This window comes from Acidiphilium acidophilum (assembly GCF_033842475.1).
GTDB classification, from domain to species: Bacteria; Pseudomonadota; Alphaproteobacteria; order Acetobacterales; family Acetobacteraceae; genus Acidiphilium; species Acidiphilium acidophilum.
Window position 1 is genome coordinate 1962388 of sequence record NZ_JAWXYB010000018.1, and the last position, 15546, is coordinate 1977933.

A 15546-nucleotide genomic window follows, 5' to 3' on the forward strand; every position below is an offset into this window, starting at 1 on the left:
GCCTCACGCCTTGTCGAGCAGCACGCCCTTGCTGGTCGCTTCGACCGCCACCACCCCGGATTCGGCCAGCGTCAGCGTCCCGGTGCTGGTCGCGATATGCCCCAGCCCCTCCTTGTATTCGATATGGGTGACCACCCAGCGAATGATCGTCCGCGCCCCCATCGGCACGCCGCGCCGGAACCGGAAGCTGAATTCCAGCCCCAGTGTCGGTCCGAGCTCGGAAAACCGCCGCGCGGTCAGCCCCATCATCCGCGCCGTCGTCTCGGTCCCGCTCACGATCAACCCGCCGAACCGCGAGGCCGCCGCCGCCGCCTCATCGTGATGCATCGGGTTGGTGTCCCCGACCATGCGGGCGAATTCCTGTGACGCCTCGGTTTCAAACACATGTTCGGCCTCGAATTCGGTGCCGACCCTGACCATCTCATTCATGCGCAGCGGTTTCCTTGTCACGCGTTCTTGTCCCCCACGGCCTGCCGTGGCAGTGAGCCTTGATAAAAGGTGCCACACGGGCAATGTCGCGTCCAATGCCAGCGGGCCGGAAAGCCGGTGCGCTCGAGTGCGTATTGTTGAATATATCGTATCATAAGTCGGGGGCTTCATTGTCGATCAAACCATTACGCAAAGCGGTGCTGCCGGTCGCCGGCCTCGGAACCCGCTTTCTGCCCGCCACCAAGGCGATCCCCAAGGAAATGCTCCCGGTGGTCGACAAACCGCTGATCCAGTACGCGATCGATGAAGCCCGCGCCGCCGGCATCGAGCAGTTCTGCATGGTCACCGGCCGCGGCAAAACCGCCCTGATCGACCATTTCGACATCGCCTTCGAGCTCGAAGCCACCCTGTCCGAGCGCGGCAAGGACGATGCGCTGGGCATGCTCCGCTCCGAAGCGATGGAACCGGGCTCGATCGTCACGGTCCGCCAGCAGGTCCCGCTCGGCCTCGGCCACGCGATCTGGTGCGCCCGCGCCTTCATCGGCGACGATCCTTTCGCGATCATCCTGCCCGACGACCTCGTGCTCAGCCAGACCCCCTGCCTCGGCCAGCTCGCCGATGCCTACCGCGCCACCGGCGGCAACGTCGTCGCGGTCGAGGAAGTGCCGATGGAGCAGGTCCACCGCTACGGCGTCCTGAAAACCGGCGAAACCGAGGGCAACATGGTCGAGGTGCTCGGCCTGGTCGAAAAGCCCCGCCGCGACCTCGCCCCTTCCAACCTCTCGATCATCGGGCGCTACGTCCTGCTCCCCGAAATCGTCGCCCACCTCGCGCGCATGGAGCGCGGCGCCGGCAACGAGGTCCAGCTGACCGACGCCATGGCCAAAATGATCGGCCACGCTCCGTTCCACGGCCTCAAATTCGAAGGCCGCCGGTTCGATTGCGGCGACAAGGTCGGCTATCTCGAAGCCCAGATCGCCTTCGGCCTCGCCCGCCCCGACCTCAGCCCGGCCATCCGCCACTTCCTGAAAGCTTACGCCGATGCATGACAAAACCGCGTTCGCGCATCTGTTCCCCGCCACCACCCTGCGCGAATACGACATTCGCGGCATCGTCGGCGAAACCCTGCATACGGCGGACGCCTTCGCGATCGGCCGCACCTTCGGCTCGATCGTCGCCCGCAAGGGCGGCAGCCGCGTCGCGGTCGGGCGGGACGGGCGGCTGTCCTCGCCCGAATTTTCGGCAACCCTGATCGAGGGGCTGATCGCCAGCGGCATGCACGTCACCGATATCGGCGTCGGCCCCACCCCGATGCTCTATTTCGCCGCCACCACCGAAGCGACCGATGGCGCGATCATGGTCACCGGCAGCCACAACCCGGCCAATTACAACGGTTTCAAAATGATGATGGGCCGCAAGCCCTTCTTCGGCGACGATATCCAGACCCTCGGCCGCCTCGCCGCCGCAGGCGATGTGGTCGCCCCCGCCGAAGGCAGCGTGGTCACCCGCGACATCAGCGCCGCCTACCTCGCCCGCCTGCTCCAGGATTGGGATGGCGGCGACCGTGCGCTCAACGTGGTCTGGGATTCCGGCAACGGCTCGGCGGGCGACGTGCTGCAACGCCTCGTCAAAGCCCTGCGCGGCAGGCACACCGTGCTCAACGCCGAAATCGACGGCCGGTTCCCCGCCCATCACCCCGATCCCACCGTCCCGAAAAATCTCGAACAACTGGTCACCGCCGTCCGCAAACAGGGGGCCGATATCGGCATCGCCTTCGATGGCGACGCCGACCGCATCGGCATCGTCGACGATACCGGCGAAATCCTCTTCGGCGACCAGTTCCTGATCCTCCTCGCGCGCGACGTGCTGGCAACCCACCCCGGCGCCACCATCATCGCCGACGTCAAGGCGAGCCAGGTCCTGTTCGACCAGATCGAAAAAGCCGGCGGCAAACCCCTGATGTGGAAAACCGGCCACTCCCTGATCAAGTCGAAAATGGCCGAAACCGGTGCCCCGCTCGCGGGCGAAATGTCGGGCCACATCTTCTTCGCCGATAAATGGTACGGGTTCGACGACGCCCTCTACGCTGCCATCCGCGTCCTCAACGCCGTCATCCACAGCGGCAAATCGGTCTCGGCCTTCCGCAAATCCCTGCCCCAGGTCCTCAACACGCCGGAACTCCGGTTCGACTGCGAGGAAAGCCGCAAATTCTCCGTGGTCGCCGAAGTCGCCGAACGCCTCCGCGCCGATGGCGCCACGGTTTCACAAACCGATGGCGTGCGCGTGAACACCGAGGATGGCTGGTGGCTCCTGCGCGCCTCGAACACCCAGGCCGTGCTGGTCGCCCGCGCCGAAGCCGCAACCCCCGCCGGTCTCGCCCGCCTCAAGGCCACGCTGGCCTCGCAACTCGCCGCATCCGGCCTCGCACCCGATTTCTCCGGTGCCAATGCCGGCCACTGATCGATGACGATCGATCGGGCAGTCACCGTCGCGGTCCTGCTGCCCTGCCACAACGAAGCCCTCGCAATCGGCAAGGTGGTGCGCGACTTCCGCGCCGCCCTGCCGGACGCGATCATCTACGTGTTCGACAACAACTCGACCGATGTCACCATCGCGGTCGCATCCGAAGCCGGTGCCGTGGTCCGCCGCGAACCCCAGCAGGGCAAGGGTCACGTCGTCCGCCGCATGTTCCGCGACATCGATGCCGATGTCTACATCATGGCCGATGGCGACGACACGTATGACGCATCCCTCGCCCCCGCTTTGCTCGCCCTCGCCCGCAGCGGCCCGCACGATCTGGTCAACTGCGTCCGCATCGCAACCGGCGACGAAGCCTATCGCGGCGGCCACCGCCTCGGCAACGTCCTGCTCACCGGCGCGGTCCGCACCATCTTCGGCGACCGGGTGCAGGACATGCTATCCGGCTACAAGGTCATGTCCCGCCGCTTCGTCAAATCATTCCCCGCTCTGTCCACCGGGTTCGACATCGAAACCGAACTCGCGGTCCATGCCCTCGAACTCGCGGTCCCGATCGCCCATCTTGAGGGCGAGTATCGCGGCCGCCCCCCCGGCTCGGAAAGCAAGCTCCGCACCTGGCAGGACGGATGGCGCATCCTGATGATGATCCTCAAACTCATCCGCCACGAACGCCCGCTCGCCTTCTTCGGCGGCATCGCCCTCGCCTGCGCCCTGGTCGCGATCCTGCTCGGCATCCCGCTGCTGATCACCTACCTCCACACCGGCCTGGTCCCGCGCCTGCCCACCGCCGTGCTCGCCACCGGCATCGGCCTCGCCGGCCTGCTCAGCCTCACCACCGGCATCATCCTCGACACCGTCACCCGCGGCCGCCGCGAACTCCGCGCCCTCGCCTATCTCGGCCAACCCGCCCCCACCGTCCCCGGCGAGCCGCGGTTTTGAAGCCTGCCCTCAGCGCCCTCGCCTACGACCGTGCCAGTCTGATGAAACCGTGATCGCTGGGCATAGGACGGAAACAGGCCAGGGCTCTGCCCTGGACCCGCCAAAGGCGGAGCCTTTGGAATCCATTCGTTTGAGGTTACAAGGGCTCACCCCCGACGGCGTTGAACCTGACGGACATCGCGCACCGCACCGTTCGCGGCGCTGGTGGTCAACGCCGCATAGGCCTGAAGTGCCGCCGAAACCACGCGATCCCGCCCGACCGGCTGCCACGCCTCCGCGCCCCGCGCCTCCATCGCAACCCGCCGCTCATCGAGGCGCGCCTGATCGAGTACGACATCGATCCGCCGGTTCGGAATATCGATCGCGATGACATCGCCGTCCTCGATCAGCCCGATCGCCCCGCCCTCGGCGGCTTCCGGCGAAATATGCCCGATCGAAAGCCCCGACGTACCCCCGGAGAACCGCCCGTCGGTGATCAGCGCGCAGGCTTTGCCCAACCCTTTCGATTTCAGATACGATGTCGGATACAGCATCTCCTGCATCCCCGGCCCGCCTTTCGGCCCCTCGTAGCGGATCACGACCACATCGCCGGCCACGATTTTGTCACCGAGAATCGCCGCCACCGCGTCATCCTGGCTGGCAAAAATCCGCGCCGGCCCCTTGAACACCAGATTGGCGGCATCGACCCCGGCGGTCTTCACGATCGCCCCGTCGAGCGCGATATTACCATACAGCACGGCCAGCCCGCCATCCTTGCTGAACGCGTGGGGCGCATCGCGGATCACACCCTTGACCCGGTCGGTATCGAGCCCCTCGTAGCGGCGGGACTGGCTGAACGCCTGCGTCGTCCGCACGCCCCCCGGTGCCGCGCTGAACAGCGTCCGCGCCTGTTCGCGCCCGTTCATCACATCCCACAGTTCCACCGCCGCGCCCAAAGTCTTCTCATGCACGGTCGAGCAATCCCGGTGCAGCAACCCGGCCCGGTCCAGCGCGCCGAGCAACCCCATGATCCCGCCCGCCCGATGGACATCCTCCATATGGACATTCGGCACCGAGGGCGAAACCTTGCACAAATTCGGCACCCGGCGCGACAGCCGATCGATGTCCGCCATGGTGAATTCAAGCTCCGCCTCGCGCGCCGCCGCCAGCAGATGCAGCACGGTATTGGTCGATCCGCCCATGGCGATATCGAGCGACATGGCGTTCTCGAAAGCGTCGAAATTCGCAATCGCGCGCGGCAGGACCGAACCATCCTCCTGCTCGTAATACCGCCGCGCCAGATCCACGATCTGCCACCCGGCCTCAACGAACAGGCGTTTGCGGTCGGAATGGGTCGCCAGCAGCGAGCCGTTGCCCGGCAGCGCCAGCCCGAGCGCCTCGGTCAGGCAGTTCATCGAATTGGCGGTGAACATCCCCGAGCACGAACCGCAGGTCGGGCACGCCGAGCGTTCCATCACCGCCGCCTGCTCGTCGGTCTGGGTCGGATCGGCGGCGGCAACCATCGCGGTGATCAGATCGACCGCCTTGGTCGTCCCTTCCGCGACATACTTGCCCGCCTCCATCGGCCCGCCCGAGACGAAGATCGCCGGAATATTCAGCCGCAGCGCCGCCATCAGCATGCCGGGCGTGATCTTGTCGCAATTGGAAATGCACACCAGCGCATCGGCGCAATGGGCATTGACCATGTACTCCACCGAATCCGCGATCAACTCGCGCGAGGGCAGCGAATACAGCATCCCGCCATGCCCCATCGCGATCCCGTCATCGACCGCGATGGTATTGAATTCCTTGGCGACCCCGCCCGCCGCCTCGATCTCGCGCGCCACCAGCTGCCCCATATCCTTGAGGTGCACATGGCCGGGGACGAACTGGGTGAAGGAATTGGCGATCGCGATGATCGGCTTGCCGAAATCCCCATCGCCCATCCCGGTCGCGCGCCAGAGCGCGCGGGCACCGGCCATGTTGCGGCCATGAGTCGAGGTACGGGAACGATAATGCGGCATGATCGTGGTTTCCGGTCGAATGTTTCGAAAATTATAGGCGGATTGCTGTCGTGCCGCTACCGGGGTCGACGCAGGGCTGATCGCCGCAGCCGATCACAAGCGATCGACGACCCCGGCGATCCCATACGCGATAGAGAATTGCCATATTTGACCAATAAAAACCCGCCTCACGTCTGTCGATCCCAACCCGTCCACCCCAAACCCGGTACAAAACCAAATCAAAAAAGTTTTTTGCTTCTTTTTTACAAAAAAGAAGCCGTCCCTTCATCCATCCTTCGCCTCTCCCAGCGCAAACACCCGCAACGCCGAAGCCAGCGCCTCATCCGCGCCGCGCCCTTCGTCGATCGTGCGCACCATCGCGGCCAGCGTCACCTCCCGCCGCGCCGCCGCCGCCTCCAGCGCCGCCCAGAACGCCGGTTCGAGGGCAATGCTGGTCCGGTGTCCCGAAAGCGAGATGCTGCGCTTGATCAGGCTCATTCCCGGCGCGTCAGAATATAGAGCAGCGCGGGCAGGAACACGAAGGTTGCGATCAGCACGGCGAGCAGGCTCAGCAGCAGCAACTCGCCGAGGCTCGCGGTCCCCCGGTCATGCGAGGCCGCGAGCGAGCCGAAGGCGGTGCCGGTGGTCAGCGCCGAGAACAGCACCGCCCGCGCGGTCGCCGAGCCGAGCAGGTTCTTCATTCCCGCCCGCCAGTTCATCACGAAATACACATTGAACGACACACCCACGCCCAGCAGCAGCGGCAGGGCGATGATATTGGCATAATCGAGCGACATCCCGGCCAGCCGCGCAAACAGGGCGGTCAGGAAGGCCGAGAGCGCCAGCGTGAGCACCACCAGCGCCGAATCCCGCGCCGAGCGCAGAAAGATCATCAGAATAACCGCGATCGCCACCGCTCCGAGCGCTGCGGCCTCGCGGAACGCACCGAGAATGGTCTTCGCGGTCGCCACCGTGGTCGCCGCCGGCCCGGCCACCACCGGCACCACTTTCTGCGTCGCGGCGACGAATTTCCACAATCCCGCCGAGGACTGTGCCGCCTTGGTCGGAATCACCTGCACCCGGACCCGCCCATCGGGCAGAAACCAGTCGGCCTTGAGCGCCGGCGGCAGATTTGCAGCCGTGATCGGCTGCGCCGAGAGCGCATCGTTCAATCGCGTCAGTTCACCCGGCAGATATTTCACCAGCGCCGCATTCGTCGCCATCAGCCTTGCATCCGGCATCGCCTTCAGCCGGTCCAGCGCCTGACCGATACCGATCAACGGCGAGGTCTTCGGCAGTTTCGCCGCGACCGTGGCAATCTCCGCCGCCGCCTTCGCCGCCGCCGTCCGCAACCGCGCGGGAGTCACCGCCGGGGGTGTGCCCGCGGCGAGGGACGGGGCCAGAATCCCCTGGGTCTGCTGGATCATCGCGAGTTTCGCGGTCTGGTGGGTCGGAATGAAGGTCGCGCCCGAGATCACCTGCGAGACCTCGGGCAATTTGGCGAATTTCGCGGCCAGCACCCGCGCCTGCGGCAGATCCTTCGCCAACGCATCGACATAGAACGGATTGGTCACCGACTTGCCGAGCAGCGTCTTCAGCGTCCGCATCGCCTCGGTATTCGGATTCTGGGTATCGAGCGGATTGGCGTCGAACCGCACCGTCGCCACGGAAACAATTCCCGCAATCGCGAGGATGCCAAACACGGCGAGCACCGGCCTGCCGTGGCGCTTGAGCACATGATCGCCCCAATCGCCGAGCGGAAACCCGATCCGTTCCACCTCGCCGCGCGGCCGCGTCAATGCCAGCAGGGCGGGCAGCAGCGTGATGGTACAAAAAAACGCGATCAGCATGCCGATCCCGGCAATCTCGCCCAGTTCGGCCACCCCGATGAAGCTGGTCGGCGCGAAGGCGAGAAACCCGCAGGCGGTGGCCACCGAAGCCAGCGCGATCTGCGTTCCCGCCTCGTCCGCCGCCCCCACCATCGCCAGCACCGGATCATCGATCCGCCGCCGCACATCGCGCAGCCGCACACAGAACTGGATCGCGAAATCCACCGCCAGCCCGACGAACAGGATCGCGAACGCCACCGAAATCAGGTTGAGCGTCCCGATCGCCACGGCGGCGAAGCTCAGCGTAAGCCCCAGCCCTGCCACCAGCGTGATCAAAATCGGCACGATCATCCGCCATGACCGCACCGCCAGGATCAACCACAGCGTGATCAGCGACAGGCTGATCACCAGCCCCAGCACCATGCCTTGGGTCAGGCTCGCGAACTGCTCGTCCGATAGCGGGATCTGCCCGGTGTAATTCACCGTCGCACTCCCCGCCTTCACCGAAGGCAGTGTCGCCGCAATCCGCCGCAACGCCGCCGTCGCCGCCCCGCCCGGTTCGAGCGTGCCGTGATCGAGCACGGGGTGGATCAGCACGAAACGCACATCGCCCTGCTGGGCCGAAACGCTCGGCGTCAGCAGCTTCTGCCACGAAATCGGCTTCGGATGCCCCGCCGCCGCCTCATCGAGCGCGGTCCTGAAACTCTTCAACTGCGCATCGTATGGCTTGAGATCGGCCTGCCCCGCGCCCACGCCCACCGCCATCAGGTCGAGCGCCTTGAACAACCCCGCCGCCGAAGGATCGGCCGAAAGCTGGCCGAGAAACGGCTGCGCCGTCACGATCGAATTAAGCAGGCTCGCGAGTTGCGCCTGCGGCAGCAGCAACAGCCCGTCATTGCGATAGAACCGTCCGGTTCCCGGCCGCGATACGTCCTTGAAATTGGTCTTGTCCGCCGCAACGCCCGCCGCCAGCGCCTTCGCCGTCGCATCCGCCCCTTCCGGCGTCTCATTGCGCACCACCGCCACGATCAGATCGTTGAACTGGGGAAACGCCTTGTCGAACACGATCTGCTCCTTGCGCCAGGGCAGATTGCGGGCAAACAGATGATCGGTATTGGTATCGATCCCGAGATGCCCCCGGGCATAGGCCAGTCCCAGCCCGATAACCACCAGATACAGCGCGATCACCGCGAACGCATGCGCGCGGCTGCGTGCCACGAGCGTCATGATCAGTTTACGCATCGAACCATCCCGACATTGCCGCCGCTATATAGGTCCGATCGGAGGATCGCGTAACCGGCCCCTAGCTGCGCACCAGCTCCCGCCCGATCAACCGCGCGGGCGCGGCGAAGCCATGCCGGCGCAGCCCCGCCACCGCCCCGGGATGGATCGCCACCGGATCGTCGTCGCTGATCCAGTCGGTATCCGGCAACGCGCCGCGCAGCACGATCCGGTGATCGAGCGCCGCCGCCGTCAACCGCGCGACCAGCGCATCCGGCAGATCCGCCCGCCCGATCGCAATGGCTCCCGAGCCGATCGTCGCCACCCCGATCCCCTGCCCCGGCAGGCTCGCCTGCGGAATCACGGTCGCCGCCGTCCCCACCACCCTCCGGCGCATCGCATCCTGCTGGCGCCGATCGATCCCGAGCAGATTGAACCCCCCGCGATGCGCCGCCGCCACCAGCGCCGGCAGCGGCGTGATCCCGATAAACGCGCACGCCCCGATCCGCCTTTGCCGCATCAGTTCGATCTGTTCGGCATAAAGCCCGGCGATCGTCAGCCGCGGCGCAATCCCCACCGCCCCCAGCAACGGCCCGGTCAGCACCGCACTCGCCCCGCCCGCCGGCCCGACCCCCACGACCGCCCCCGCGAGATCCTCCAACCGGCGGATCCGTCCCCCGCGCGGCGCAATCACCTGCCAGCTTGCCTGATAGATCGGAAACAGCGCGCGGAACCCGCGCAGCTTCACCCGCCCGGTCCAGGTCGCATCGCCCTGCCAGGCCTGCGCCGCCACCGCCATGGTGGTGAGCCCGAGCTGCGCCGCCCCCTGCTCGACCAGCAGGATATTCGCCGCACTGCCGCCCGAAACACGATAGGACAGCGTCACATGCGCCGCCTGCGCCACGCGCTGGCCCCATTCCGGCCCGTATTCGGCAAATCCACCCCCCGGCTCACCGGTCGCCATGGTCAGCGCGCCGCCGAACGAAATCCCCGCCGCCCCCGCTCGCGTCGCCCCCACACGCGCCGCCTCGGCACTCGCCATCCCGGCATGCCCGAGTCCCGCGCCGATCACACCGCCCATCGCCGCACCGAGCACGCGCCGCCGCCCTTGATTCATTCCCGTTCCTCCTCTTCAGCCGATCGAAACCTTGCCGTGTCCCGTCCCGAATGAGTCACCCGAAATTCGGGCAGAACCATGACGATCCGCTAAATCAGCCGCCGCGCTCGATCCATCGCCGCCAGCAGCGCCGCCCGCACCCCGGGCTCCAACGCCGAATGCCCGGCATCCGCCACCATGGTCAACCGCGCTCCCGGCCACGCCGCCGCAAGATCGAACGCGGTCTGCGGCGGACAGATCATGTCATACCGCCCCTGCACGATCTCGGCGGGCACATGCCGCAACCGGTCCATATGCGCGAGCAACCCGCCTTCGGGCAGGAACAGCCCATGCGCGAAATAATACGCCTCGATCCGCGCGAGCCCGATCGCGGTCCGGTCATGCGCGAAAGCCGCCACCGTCTCGAAACTCGGCAGCAGCGTCGAACACGACCCCTCGTAAACCGACCACGCCCGCGCCGCCGGCCCGTGAACATCCGGGTTCGCATCGCACAGCCGCCGCAGATAACTGCCGAGCAGATCGCCCCGCTCGCCCGGCGGCAGAAAATTCACCAGCGCCGCATGGGCATCGGGAAAAAACTGCGCTATCCCGTGCAGAAACCACTCGACCTCCCCCGGCCGCCCGAGAAAAATCCCCCGCAGCACCATCGCCGCCACCCGCTCCGGATGCGCCTGCCCATAGGCCAGCGCCAGCGTCGACCCCCACGACCCGCCGAACAGCACGAACCGCTCGATCCCGTGAAACTGCCGCAACACCTCGATATCCGCGACCAGATCGCCAGTGGTATTGGCATGCAGCCCGCCCAGCGGCGTCGAACGCCCCGCCCCGCGCTGATCGAAAATCACCACCCGCCACACCGCCGGATCGAAAAACCGCCGATGCACCGAACCCGCCCCCGCGCCCGGCCCGCCATGCAGAAACAGCACCGGCTTGCCGCGCGGATTGCCGACCTGCTCCCAATAAATCACATGCCCGCCGCTCACCGGCAGATACCCGGTCTGATACGGCCCGATCTCCGGGTACAAATCCCCGCGCGGCATCTCAGCCCCCCGTCTCATCCGATCCGCCAAACGCCGCGATCACCCGCGCCACCTGCGCATCGCTCAAATCCGGATGCAGCGGCAACGCCATGATCCGCGTCGCGACATCCTCGGAAACCGGCAACGCCACCCCATCATGCGCCGCCCGATACGCCGGCTGATGATGCAAGGGCCGGGGATAATAAATCGCACTCGGCACCCCCCGCGCCGTCAACCGCGCCTGCGCCGCATCCCGCGCCGCCCCGTCCGCACACAATACCGCATAAATCGCCCAGGCACTCGCCGCCTCCGCCACCCGCGCCGGCACACCCACGCGCCCCGCCAGCCCGGCATCATAAGCGCACGCAATCGCCTCGCGCCGCGCCAGCTCCGCCTCGAACACCTCCAGCTTCGCCAGCAGCACCGCCGCCTGCAAGGTATCGAGCCGCCCGTTCATCCCGATCCGCTGAACATCGTAGCGCGTCGTCCCCTCGCCATGGGTCCGCAAACTCCGGTACAAGGCCGCCCGCTCGGCACTCTCGGTGAACAACGCCCCGCCATCGCCATAAGCCCCGAGCGGCTTGGACGGAAAAAAACTCACCGCCGTCGCATCCGCCTCACGTCCCAGCCGCGCCCCCTCCAGCGCCGCCCCGAACGCCTGGGCGCAATCATCGAGCGTGAACAGCCCCTCTTCCGCCGCAATCGCCCGCAACTCCGGCCACGGCGCCGGCTGCCCGAACAAATCCACCCCGATAATCGCGCGCGGCCGCAGCCCCCGCGTCACCGCATCGCCGATCCGCACCCGCAAATGAACCGGATCGATCTGAAACGTCGCCGGATCGATATCCACGAACACCGGCATCGCCCCCAGCAGCAACGGCACCTCGGCGGTCGCGGTATAGGTGAACGCCGGCAGAAACACCGCATCCCCCGGCCCGATCCCCTCCGCCATCATCGCGATCTGCAACGCATCGGTCCCGGAACTCACGCTCACGCAATGCGCCGCACCGCAAAATGCGGCGAGCCTGCCCTCCAGCTCCGTCACTTCCGGCCCCAGAATGAACTGCCCATGCGCCAGCACCGCATCGATCCGCGCCCGCAACGCCGCCCCCAGCCGCGCCTGCTGCGCCTTCAGGTCGAGGAACGGAATGGGCGGGTCCATGATATCCATGACCCCGGCTTATGAAACGCGCGCCGACAAAGCAAGCCGCCCCTTTGCCCCCACCCCGGTTTTCCGACACAACCGCGCCATGATCCCTGCCCCGCCACCCCTCGCCCTCTACATCCACTGGCCGTTCTGCCTCGCCAAATGCCCCTATTGCGACTTCAACTCCCACGTCCGCGACACCATCCCCCAATCCCGCTTCCGCACCGCGCTCCGCGCCGAACTCGCCTTCGAAGCCGCCCGCCTCAACACCCCCACCCGCCGCCGCCTCGGCTCGATCTTCTTCGGCGGCGGCACCCCGAGCCTGATGGACCCCGAAACCGTCGCCCTCCTGATCGCCGACGCCACCACCCTCTTCATCCCCGCGCCGGACCTCGAAATCACCATCGAAGCCAACCCCACCAGCATCGAGGCCACCCGCTTCCGCGCCTACCGCGCCGCCGGGGTCAACCGCGTCTCGATCGGGGTGCAAAGCCTCGACGACGCCGCCCTCCGCTTCCTCGGCCGCAACCACACCGGCGCCGAAGCCCTCGCAGCGGTCGAACTCGGCCGCGCCATCTTCCCCCGCGCCAGCTTCGACCTGATCTACGCCCGCCCCGGCCAATCCCTCGCCGCCTGGCAATCCGAACTCGGCCGCGCCCTTGCCGTCGGCCTCGACCACCTCTCGCTCTACCAGCTCACCATCGAACCCGGCACCCAGTTCGCCACCCGCCACGCCCGCGCCGAATTCACCCTCCCCGACGACGAGTCCGCCGCCGCCCTCTACGACACCACCGCCGACATCGCGGCAACCTTCGGCCTCGCCGCCTACGAAATCTCGAACTACGCCAAACCCGGCCAGCAATCCCGCCACAACCTCGCCTACTGGCGCTACCAGGACTACGCCGGCATCGGCCCCGGCGCGCACGGACGCATCAGCCTCGGCGAGACAATCCTCGCCACCCGCCGCCACCGCGCCCCCGAGGAATGGGCCAGCCGCGTCGAAACCCACGGCCACGGCACCGTCGAACAAACCGAAATCCCTCCGCCCGACCGTGCCCTCGAAGCCCTCCTGATGGGCCTGCGCCTCACCGAAGGCATCAACCGCGCCAGCTTCGCCGCCCGCACCCAAACCCCGATCGAAACCCTCCTCGACCCCGAAACCCTCACCCGCGCCGAACAGGCGGGCTACCTCACCCTCACCCCCAGCCACCTGACCGCCACACCCGAAGGCCGCAAACGCCTCGACTCCCTCCTCGCCGCCCTGGTCAAGTAACGAAACCACTCTCAACCAAGTCTAGAAAGCGCTTCTTTTTTGTAAAAAAGAAGCAAAAAACTTTTTTTGATCTAGGTTCGTGCCGCTTGAGATTTTTGCGCGATTTAATCGGAAATCGAACGCCGAAGGACAACCTCCGCGCGCTTGCTTGATTTGTAGCTGGAAATTAACTTAATAATTAACATAAATCCACTCATTCAGGCGACGGATTGAATAGGTATGCTGATGATTGCAGGCATTGGCGCATTTATGATCGACAGCCCGAACATCGCATCCGCAGGATATCTCTGACCCATGGGCGGCCTGTTCATCACCACCCATCCCGATCCGGTCCAGCGCCGACGCCACGCCGAAACCGCCCGCCCCCATTTCGCCCGCGCAGGCCTTACCGGCCCAGTCACGCTCGACACCGGCTCCCTCCTGATCGAAGCCTATCCAAAGTATCGTCGGCCCTCCCCGGCTCTCGTTCATCTCGAAGATGGCGATTTTGCCATCGCGATCGGAACATTTCTCTTCCAGGGCCATCACAGCACGGAAGCGCTGCGCCGCTACCTCGCCGACCCCGCCGCCAAGCCCGACGATTGCCGCGGCGCATACCTGTTGCTGATCAACCGGCAGCGCCGCATCACCCTGCAAGCCGATGCCCACGGCACCTACGAATGCTACCTCGACCACACCCGAACCCTGTTCAGCACCGCCTTCCTCGCCCTGGCCGCCTGCCTGCCCCGCCGCACCCTGCGCCCCGCCGAATGCCTCGAATACGTGGTCGGCGGCGTCACCCTCGGCACCGGCACCCCCCTCGCCGAAATCGACCGTCTCGATCTCGGCGAAACCATCGACTTCGCCGATACCAGCCGCCGTCATATCGTCCGCCCCCGCCTCGTAGAGCCGGAACGCCCCGCCCCGATCGAGGAACTGATCGAACGCAGCCTCGCCAGCCTGCGTGCCACCATGACCGCTTACGCTGCCGCCTTCGACAAACGGATCCGCATCAGTTTCTCCGGCGGCTACGACAGCCGACTGCTATTCGCCCTCGCCCGCGATTGCGGTGTCGACCCCGAACTGTTCGTCTACGGTTCCGCAGCATCGCCGGATGTCCGGCACGCCGCCGCCCTTGCCCGCTCCGAGGGCGCCCGGTTCGAGCATATCGATAAATTGCTGATCCGTCCGGTCACTCTCGATCTCTTTCCGGAAATGCTCAACGCCAGTTACGAAATGAACGATGCCTTCTCCCAATACTGGATGTTCTGCTCGGATTCCGAAAACTACGCCCGGATCGACCGTTGCTCCGGCGACGGCGTGATAATGAATGGCGGTGGCGGCGAAGTCTTCCGCAATTTCTTCAAGTTCCGCGGCCAATCGATGAGCGTTCGCCGCTTCATCCACGCCTTCCTCAGCAGCTACGATCCCGGTATTCTCCGCCACCCCGGTCTTCGCGCGGCGTACGATGCCAATCTGAGCCGCAAAATCACAGACCTGTTCGATCTCGCCCGGCCTGTCCTCGATCGCGCGCACGTCCAAAGCCTCTACCCCCACCTGCGCTGCCGGTCCTGGTTCGGACGCGATACCAGTCTCGATCTCCGCTTCGGTGACCGCGCAACCCCCTACCTCGAACCCACCATAGCCCGCGCCGCGCTCCAAATTCCGCTGGGGTGGAAGCAATTCGGCATCTTTCAGGGCCGTCTTATCAAGGCATTATCTCCCTCGATCGCGCGGCACATGTCCTCACACGGCTATCCGTTCGACCGCGATCCTCCGTGGCGCGCCCGTCTCGGCGACCTTCGCCTGTTCGCCCAACCACTCGCCACCCGGCGACACAATGCGGCATTGAAACAAAAATTCGCGAGATCGAACGAAAGACCAAAGGAGCTATCGAAAACCTTCATTGAATCTGTCATGAACATCTCGTGTCCAAACATGTCCTCAATGTTCGATATCTCCAAAATAACAGAGCATGCGCAATATCAGAGAGTTATGATCCTCGAATACATGATGCAAAAATTAGATTGATCAATGAAATTTTATTTTAATTCCATTTATAAATATTCAGCTTCATGATCTTCCCGTCATCCATCGATCACGACAGATCATCATCCTGTCAGGCTCGGGGTT

Annotated in this window: 12 protein-coding genes; 5 read left to right on the top strand and 7 right to left on the bottom strand. The window is 65.7% G+C overall.

What is annotated here, in order from left to right; translation table 11 throughout:
* Positions 1-3 precede the first annotated feature (3 nt).
* Positions 4-429: a MaoC family dehydratase gene (locus SIL87_RS12000; RefSeq protein ID WP_319614413.1), complete on the bottom strand. Its 426-nt coding sequence runs from the start codon at positions 427-429 to the stop codon at positions 4-6.
* A gap of 170 nt (positions 430-599) precedes the next feature.
* Here SIL87_RS12000 and galU point away from each other — a divergent pair, with 170 nt between their 5' ends.
* Genes galU through SIL87_RS12015 form a run of 3 tightly spaced genes read left to right on the top strand, consistent with a single transcriptional unit; the run spans position 600 to position 3846 of the window.
* Entirely contained in the window at positions 600-1478 is an 879-nt protein-coding gene (galU, locus tag SIL87_RS12005) for a UTP--glucose-1-phosphate uridylyltransferase GalU (RefSeq protein WP_319614414.1), read from the top strand.
* Positions 1471-2889: a phosphoglucomutase/phosphomannomutase PgmG gene (pgmG, locus tag SIL87_RS12010; RefSeq protein WP_319614415.1), complete on the top strand. Its 1419-nt coding sequence runs from the start codon at positions 1471-1473 to the stop codon at positions 2887-2889. The genes galU and pgmG overlap by 8 nt, the downstream gene beginning before the upstream one ends.
* A gap of 3 nt (positions 2890-2892) precedes the next feature.
* Positions 2893-3846: a glycosyltransferase family 2 protein gene (locus SIL87_RS12015; RefSeq protein ID WP_319614416.1), complete on the top strand. Its 954-nt coding sequence runs from the start codon at positions 2893-2895 to the stop codon at positions 3844-3846.
* Between the two features lie 146 nt (positions 3847-3992).
* On the opposite strand, the gene ilvD is transcribed toward SIL87_RS12015, so the two are convergent.
* The 6 genes from ilvD to SIL87_RS12045 all read right to left on the bottom strand — a co-directional run bounded on the left by ilvD (position 3993) and on the right by SIL87_RS12045 (position 12185).
* Entirely contained in the window at positions 3993-5849 is a 1857-nt protein-coding gene (gene ilvD, locus SIL87_RS12020) for a dihydroxy-acid dehydratase (RefSeq protein ID WP_319614417.1), read from the bottom strand.
* Between the two features lie 264 nt (positions 5850-6113).
* Positions 6114-6326, bottom strand: coding sequence for a ribbon-helix-helix domain-containing protein (locus tag SIL87_RS12025; protein ID WP_319614418.1), 213 nt, complete (start codon positions 6324-6326; stop codon positions 6114-6116).
* On the bottom strand, positions 6323-8899 hold the full coding sequence (locus tag SIL87_RS12030) for an MMPL family transporter (protein WP_319614419.1): 2577 nt from the start codon (positions 8897-8899) through the stop codon (positions 6323-6325). Before SIL87_RS12030 ends, SIL87_RS12025 begins: the two co-directional genes overlap by 4 nt.
* A 61-nt stretch (positions 8900-8960) precedes the next feature.
* Complete coding sequence (locus tag SIL87_RS12035) at positions 8961-9995, bottom strand: TAXI family TRAP transporter solute-binding subunit (RefSeq protein WP_319614420.1); 1035 nt, start codon at positions 9993-9995, stop codon at positions 8961-8963.
* A gap of 89 nt (positions 9996-10084) precedes the next feature.
* The gene (gene pip, locus SIL87_RS12040; protein WP_319615973.1) at positions 10085-11035 is read right to left on the bottom strand and encodes a prolyl aminopeptidase; all 951 of its coding nucleotides are present in this window, start codon (positions 11033-11035) and stop codon (positions 10085-10087) included.
* Between the two features lies 1 nt (position 11036).
* Positions 11037-12185: a DegT/DnrJ/EryC1/StrS family aminotransferase gene (locus SIL87_RS12045; RefSeq protein ID WP_319614421.1), complete on the bottom strand. Its 1149-nt coding sequence runs from the start codon at positions 12183-12185 to the stop codon at positions 11037-11039.
* A 79-nt stretch (positions 12186-12264) separates the two neighbouring features.
* Between SIL87_RS12045 and hemW the strand changes: the two genes are divergently transcribed.
* Together hemW and SIL87_RS12055 are read left to right on the top strand one after the other, a co-directional pair.
* Positions 12265-13434, top strand: coding sequence for a radical SAM family heme chaperone HemW (gene hemW, locus SIL87_RS12050; RefSeq protein ID WP_319614422.1), 1170 nt, complete (start codon positions 12265-12267; stop codon positions 13432-13434).
* Positions 13435-13728: 294 nt separating this feature from the next.
* Positions 13729-15444 carry a hypothetical protein gene (locus SIL87_RS12055; RefSeq protein WP_319614423.1) on the top strand — a complete coding sequence of 572 codons (1716 nt, stop codon included), beginning with the start codon at positions 13729-13731 and terminating at the stop codon, positions 15442-15444.
* Positions 15445-15546: the final 102 nt, after the last annotated feature.